Origin of the sequence: Paracoccus mangrovi (assembly GCF_042648425.1) — a bacterium.
Classification (GTDB): domain Bacteria; phylum Pseudomonadota; class Alphaproteobacteria; order Rhodobacterales; family Rhodobacteraceae; genus Paracoccus; species Paracoccus mangrovi.
This window is the reverse complement of record NZ_JBHRXJ010000040.1, coordinates 1-2701: the sequence shown is the minus strand read 5'-3', so window position 1 is coordinate 2701 and position 2701 is coordinate 1. Positions and strand designations below refer to the sequence as shown.

The 2701-nt window shown below is 63.5% G+C and carries 2 protein-coding genes; both read right to left on the bottom strand.

Annotation, left to right across the window (positions count from 1 at the left end):
* The coding region (locus tag ACFOMH_RS20495; protein ID WP_377746787.1) for a molybdopterin-dependent oxidoreductase at positions 1-2509 on the bottom strand (2509 nt) is incomplete at its 3' end.
* A partial coding sequence (locus ACFOMH_RS20490) for a hypothetical protein (RefSeq protein ID WP_377746786.1) occupies positions 2506-2701 on the bottom strand: 196 nt, incomplete at its 5' end. The genes ACFOMH_RS20495 and ACFOMH_RS20490, both read right to left, overlap by 4 nt.

The following is a 2701-nucleotide window of genomic DNA, read 5'->3' as shown; positions in this document are numbered from 1 at the left end:
TGCGCTCGCCTTCCTCCATTTCCGCATAAAGCGACTCCACGATGTCCGCCACGCGGTCCAGGCCCAGTTCGGATTCGTCGATGGCGGCGAACTGGTAATCGGTCAGGATGGCCGGCTTCTGGTGGGCCTGGTTCGGACGTTCCGCGTCCTCGCATTTGGCGACCGAGGCCACGCAGGTATTGGCGATAGTCGCCTGCGTCAGCCCCGAGGCCGGGCGTTCCGAGGTGATCCAGTTGATCTGCCCGGAATTGCAACGCCCCTTGCTGTCCAGATCGGGCCATGCCCCTTCATACAGCGACATGACGCCCGGCATGATGTCGTCCGACAGCACCGCCCCGGCGATCACCGCGCCGCGTTCGTTGCGGATCTCCACCAGATCGCCATCGGCGATGCCGCGCACCTCGGCGTCCTGGCGGTTCATCCGCACGGGTTCGCGTCCGTCGATCTTGTAAAGCTCGCGCAGCTTGGCCGAGTTGTCCATCTGGCTGTGCAGGCGATACCAGGGATGCGGGCTGACGATGTGCAGCTGGCCTTCCTTGGCGTTGCCCAGATATTCCAGCGGTTCCTGCCAGACGGGCATGCCGGGGTTGTCGGCCACGTTCATGTCGGCGATGGAGGAACAGAACATCTCGATCTTGCCCGACAGGGTGTGCAGCGGGTTCTTTTCGGGATCCTCGTAGAAGGCGCCGTGGCGAACCCATTTGCGGGCCTCGGGCGGGGCGGGCTGCAGGGCATAGCCCTTTTCCCAGAACTCCTCGAAGGGTGTGGTCTTGGACGCGCCGGTGCGTTCATAGGCCGCGCGGATGTGGTCCATGTAGTCCACCGAGTCGGTGAACTGCGCCCAGAGGCCCATCTTGTCGGCCAGGGCCTCGAAGATCTCATAGTCGCTCATCGACTCGCCCAGGGGCTCGATGACCTTCTTCATCGCGTAGATCTTGTCGTTGGAATAGGTGCCGCCGACCGAGATGTCGTCGCGTTCCAGCGTGGAGGATGCGGGCAGCACGATGTCGGCCCAGCGGACGGCCGCCGTCCACCAGACGTCCTGGCTGACGATGGTGTGCAGCTTGCCGAAGGCCTTCAGCAGCCGGTTCAGATCCTGCTGGTGCGAGACGAAGTTGTTGCCCGCGTTGTAGATCATCTTGATGTCGGGATAGGTGCGGGTCTGGCCGTTGTAGAAGAACTCCTTGCCCGGGTTTTCCAGCATCTCGACGATGCGGCTGGCGGGGCAGAGCTTGTCCACCAGGTTCTTGCCCGCCGACAGGCCCGTGGGGGTCGACTGGCCCGATTGCGGCATGCCCCCGCCGCCGTAGTGCCAGCTGAAGCCCACACCCTCACCCGGCTTGCCGATCTTGCCCACAAGGGCCGCGAAGTTGATGATCGCGTGATGGGTCAGTTCGCCGTGATGGGCGCGCTGCAGCGACCAGGCGCCGCCGAACTGGGTGCGGGACTTGGCGAACAACTCGGCCAGTTCGCGGATCTTGTCGGCCGGGATGCCGGTGATGGCCGCGGCCCAGTCGGGCGTCTTGGGGGTGCCGTCATCCTCGCCCCGGACATAGGCGATCCAGCGGTCGCCGCCGGTCGTGTATTTGTCCATGTAGGCGCGGTCTTCCAGACCTTGTTCCAGCACGTGATGGGCCATGCCCAGGAACAGCGCGATGTCCGTGTTGGGCACGATCTGCACCCAATCCGCATTCAGGTAATAGTCGGACGCCGTGCGCTGCGGGTTGATCGAGATGAAGCGGCAGCCCGCGTCGCGGATCTCGGCCCAGGGGCGCGACATGCCGTGATCGGCCACGGTGAACTCGATCCGGTTGTTCTTGACCGGGTCGCAGCCGACCAACACGAAGACCTCGGTGTTGTCGCGCACGACCTCCCATGCGGTCTGGGGGGAATAGACCTCCATGTCGCCGATGATGTGGGGCAGGGCCACCTGGCTTGCGCCGGCCGAGAAGTCGCCCTGGGTGATGGAACAGCCGCCGACCAGGTTGAAGAAGCGCTGCTGCATCACGTTGGGGCGGAATGACCCCGCGTTCGACCAGCCGCCATAGGACGAGCTGAAGATCGCTTCGTTGCCGTGTTCCTCGATGGTCTGGACGATGGCATTGGCGGTCAGGGCCAGCGCGGTGTCCCAGTCGACCTGGACGAATTCCTCCTTGCCGCGCAGTTCCGGCTTGGTGTCGCCGCTCTGCCAGCCGTCCAGATAGGACTTGCGGACCATTGGATAAAGGATGCGCGACTCGTCATAGGTGCGGTCCATGACGCCCAGCATCAGCATGTCAGTGGGCTGATGGTCGAGTTCCGTGATCGGAGAAATCGCAGTGATGCGCCCATCCCGCACGACCGCCTCGAAGGGGCCGTAATGCGAGGCATGGAAGACCCGCTGGCCATGCGAGTTCGGGTCGATGGCAGCAAGAGCAGAGCTGCCCATCAGGTGGCCAAGGCTGGTCACTCCAACCGCTGCCGCACCGGCCTGCATGAAGCCACGGCGTGAGATTTGAAATGCAGTCATGGGCTCATCCTTCTATCTTGTGTCTGCAGTGTTTGAACCTCGCGATGCGCGCGGTCCTTGATCTGGAACAAGACAACAATCACAACCGACATTTCCCAAGTGGCCTGCCGCTTGACTTCAAGATCGCCTGATTTTGCTCGCTGGGCAAGCGTTTTTCGCCCCGAGCGGTGTCTGTCGTCGCGCAAACGGCCG